We start from the raw sequence: 4,445 nt of genomic DNA, 5'->3' as shown, positions 1-4,445 counted from the left end.
TCGATAGTCCTGAATCACTGTTCACGATGCTCCGGAATATGTACTTTTTTTCTTTTATTGATATTCGACTCTATAATTAATGCATATAGTTTTATTAAAGGCGCGAAGTTATGAATATAGGTTTTATAATAGTTTCCGTATTAATGGTATTTTCATTGTTAAGCCCTATACAATCAACTAACGCCAATCCCGCTATGGAAGGTAGCACTATAACTTTTTGTGAAGATAGTGATGGCTTTCCCCCTTATCTATGGGCAGAAAAGGTTAATAATTCAGGCTTAACTCAAGCGCGTGGGTTTAACGCCGAAGTTATCGAGAAGGTATTAGCCAAACACAATATGCATGCATTGTTTATTTTTATTCCTTGGAAACGCTGCTTGCAAAACGTAAAGAATAATAATGGTGCTCAAGTTGCCTTGGATATGATCTACACGGAAGAGAGGGCGACTGAGTACATTTTGACAAGGCATCTATTTACCACTAACGCTTATTTCTTCTATTCCAGAAAACACTACCCTAATGGCATAAGCATTGAATCTCCAGCGGATCTTATTAAAACAGGGGTTGTATGCGGTCGCTTTGGCTCAAACTACACTGGTTATGGCGTCAATAATGATGATGTTTTGAGAACAGCGCACTCCTTTAAAAAATTGTTACAGTTATTAGAGGTTGGTCGCTGTGATATTTTTCTCGCTCGATATGAGGTGTTGCTTGGCTATAAGTTGCTAGAAGAGGATCTCTTTTCTGGCATTGATCTTGGCTGCGACCTTATTCCTGGCATAAAGCCTACCAAGTTTCATATGGGTATCTCTAGGGATTACAAATTCGCAGAAGAGCTAAATATGCTTATAAATGCTGGTATTAGTGAAATGGAGAGCTCAGGAGAGCTTGAACAGATAATGCAGAAATATTTATCAAAATTAAAATGATCTTTAACCTTGATTATTTACTACCTTTGTTGATTAGCTAATATATCCACCCGCTGAATGTCTGCTTTTGGGCATTACCTATTGGCAATGGCTGTTTATTAACTAAAGATAACCAATCAACAGCAAAAACCCTCCTCTCCTCACATTAAAGGTAAATTAAGTATCGGGTGATTGTGTAGGGTGTGATACCTGTGTATATTACTGCTTTTATTCAATTCATCAGTTAAATTAACCACTTAATGAAGCCTGATTTTAATGCCTAAACAACATAAGAACGCGACGACCACACCGGAAATACGCGCTTTTATTTATGAATCCGATCTGCCTACGGCGGTGCTTGCGCGCCTGCTGAAAATTTCTGAATCGACTGTTCGTAAATGGCGAAAACGCGCAGATACGCAAGATGCCTCGCATATACGAAAGCAACTCAATACCACACTGAGTGTCGAGCAGGAATATGTAGTGGTGCAGTTGCGTACCCGTTTGAAACTCTCCCTGGATGAACTGCTTGCTGTGTGCAAGGAGTTTATTAATCCGAGTACTTCGCGTGCGGGCTTGCAGCGTTGTTTAAAGCGGCATGGCGTATCGCGATTAGCGGATATGGATCCGTTAGTTGGCGGTGAAAATGAGCAGGGCCGGGTGCTGGTGGATATTGAAGCGCATGATTCTAATGCGGTGATCAGTTCTGAAATCTCACCGCAGGCGATGTCTGATGTATTAAATCAGATGCGCCAAAAACATCAGCAGGAACAAGCAGAGAACCAAGCCAGCAGTGAATTGACCGAGCATGCGCTAAATGCGAAATCAACCGAGTTAAGTTGCCTGGATGTGGTTCAGGTTAATGTTACCACCTTGCCAAAATTTGCAGATCAGAAAAAACCCTATCGTCTTTTAGTGGCGAACGATCCGGACAGTGGCTGGGTTTATGTTGATCTGTATTTTGATGATGAAAAAAATGCCGCCAGACGCTATATGAAACATGTATTAAAAAAAGCGCCGTTTCATATCCGCCGTGTACTTGCCGGTAATTACAATGAATTTTTAAGCCGTTTTCGTTTATTAGATGAGCAGTAAAAACAGCCGTTTAATATTTATAACGAATACGCAATAGATCCTAACTGGAGTAATAGAATGTCGAACAAAGAAAACACTAACATCGCTGAGACAGTGGAAGATAAGCAGTTAAATTCACGTTTACGTGACTGTCCGATTGCGATTGTTGGTATGGCTTCGGTTTTTGCAGAAAGCAAAAACCTCGGGCAATTTTGGGACAATATTGTTGAGTCGGTGAATGGCATACAAGATGTGCCGGAAGATCGCTGGGCAATAGATGATTATTACTCTAGTGATAAAAAAGCTACGGATAAAAGCTATTGTAAACGTGGTGGTTTTTTACCGGAAATTGACTTTGATCCGATGGAATTCGGTCTGCCGCCGAACATTTTAGAACTGACTGATATTACCCAGTTAATGTCTTTAGTGGTGGCGCGTGATGTATTAGCCGATGCTGGCATCAGTGATGAAAACAGTTATGACCGCGATAAAGTGGGTATCACCTTAGGCGTGGGCGGAGGCCAAAAGCAGGGCGGGCAATTGATGTCGCGCCTGCAGGGGCCTGTTTTAGATAAAGTATTAAAAGCGTCCGGTGTGATTGAGGCGGATCGCCAGGTTATTATCGATAAATTCAAAAAAGCCTATATTCCGTGGGAAGAGAACTCATTCCCGGGCATGTTAGGTAATGTTATCGCCGGGCGTATTGCCAACCGCTTTAATTTTGGTGGCACTAACTGTGTGGTTGATGCTGCGTGTGCGGGATCGCTGGCTGCTATTAAAATGGCGGTTTCAGATCTGTTAGAGTATCGCTCGGAGATGATGATTTCCGGTGGTGTATGCTGTGATAACTCGCCGTTTATGTATATGTCATTCTCAAAAACACCGGCATTTACTGATGGTGATGATATTCGTCCGTTTGATGAAAAGTCTAACGGCATGATGATAGGTGAAGGTGTGGGGATGATAGCCCTGAAACGCCTTGAAGATGCAGAGCGTGATGGTGATAAAATTTATGCGCTGATTAAAGGGATTGGCAGTTCTTCAGATGGCCGTTTTAAATCGATTTATGCACCGCGCCCGGAAGGGCAATTAAAAGCATTAAAACGTGCCTATGCGGATGCCGGATTTGATCCGCGCAGTTGTGGTTTAATTGAAGCGCATGGCACAGGCACTAAAGCGGGGGATGCCGCCGAGTTCGCCGGTTTAAAAATGCTCTTTAGTGAAAATAATGAGCAGAAACAACATGTCGCGTTAGGCTCGGTGAAATCACAAGTGGGTCATACGAAAGCGGCCGCAGGCACTGCGGGTATTATTAAAGCAGCACTGGCGCTGCACCATAAAGTGTTACCAGCCACTATTAATGTTGATAAACCCAATCAAAATTTAGATATCGAAAATACCCCCCTCTATATCAATAATGAAACACGTCCGTGGATGCCGCGTGCCGATGGCGTTAAACGCCGAGCGGGGATCAGTTCATTTGGTTTTGGCGGCACCAACTTCCACTTTGTTTTAGAAGAGTACAAAAGCAGACAAACAGCAGCGTATCGTTTAACTGCTGTGCCGCAAACTGTGCTGATCACAGCGGTAAACAAAGCGGCGCTGATCGAGTCTTTAGCAAGCTGGTCTGAAAAACTGTCAGCTCCTGAAGATGAGTTAGTTTATCTGTTTAATGCTTTAATCACTGAAAACCCGTTAAAAACCCCTGCAAGCGAACTGGCTCGTTGTGGTTTTGTTGCTAAAGATGCCGGTGAAGCAAAAACTGCTATTGCGCAGATTTTAAAACAGTTAAACAGTGATAGTGCCACAGCATGGAGTAAACCGACCGGACTCTATTACCGTGAATCAGGTATAGAAACGGCTGGAAAAGTGGTTGCGCTGTTTTCAGGGCAAGGTTCTCAATATCTGAATATGGGACGCGATTTGGTTTGTAACTTCCCATCGATATTAGAAAGCACTGCCAATATGGATAAGCAGTTCACTGATGCGGGCTTAAATCAGCTCTCATCAACACTTTATCCAATTCCAGTTTTCAGTGAAGAGCAACGTCAGGCACAAGAAGAAAGTTTACGTCTTACACAATACGCCCAACCTGCGATTGGTGCGTTCAGTGTCGGTTTATATAAAACCTTTACCCAAGCAGGTTTTAAAAGTGATTTCAGTGCCGGACACAGTTTTGGTGAGTTAACCGCGTTATGGGCTGCTGGTGTTGTTTCAGAAGATGATTATATGACACTGGCTCGCAGCCGCGGACAGGCGATGGCAGCACCGGCAGATGCAGACTTTGATGCCGGAACTATGATTGCTGTTGTCGGCGCACCTGCAAGCGTTGCAGCCGATATTAAAGATATCAAAGATCTGTCGATTGCGAATTACAACTCCAATAACCAGGTTGTGGTTGCGGGTGTTAGCAGTCAAGTTTTAGTGGCGTTTGCTGAGCTTAAAGCAAAAGGTTACAAGGTA

3 protein-coding genes are annotated in these 4,445 nt (G+C 43.2%); all 3 read left to right on the top strand.

The genetic code is table 11. The features are described 5' to 3' along the window. The first annotated feature begins 110 nt into the window (after window positions 1–110). On the top strand, window positions 111–929 hold the full coding sequence (locus AC4GME_RS16495) for a substrate-binding periplasmic protein (protein ID WP_490378131.1): 819 nt from the start codon (window positions 111–113) through the stop codon (window positions 927–929). A gap of 255 nt (window positions 930–1,184) precedes the next feature. After that, a complete protein-coding gene (locus AC4GME_RS16490; RefSeq protein ID WP_490378132.1) occupies window positions 1,185–2,003 on the top strand; it encodes a transposase family protein in 819 nt (272 codons plus the stop codon). A gap of 57 nt (window positions 2,004–2,060) precedes the next feature. Continuing rightward, a partial coding sequence (locus tag AC4GME_RS16485; RefSeq protein WP_490379804.1) for a beta-ketoacyl synthase N-terminal-like domain-containing protein occupies window positions 2,061–4,445 on the top strand: 2,385 nt, incomplete at its 3' end.

The sequence above is a fragment of the Psychromonas sp. genome (assembly GCF_983033635.1).
The sequence above is the reverse complement of the archived record's forward strand: the minus strand, read 5'-3'. Positions and strand labels throughout refer to the sequence as shown.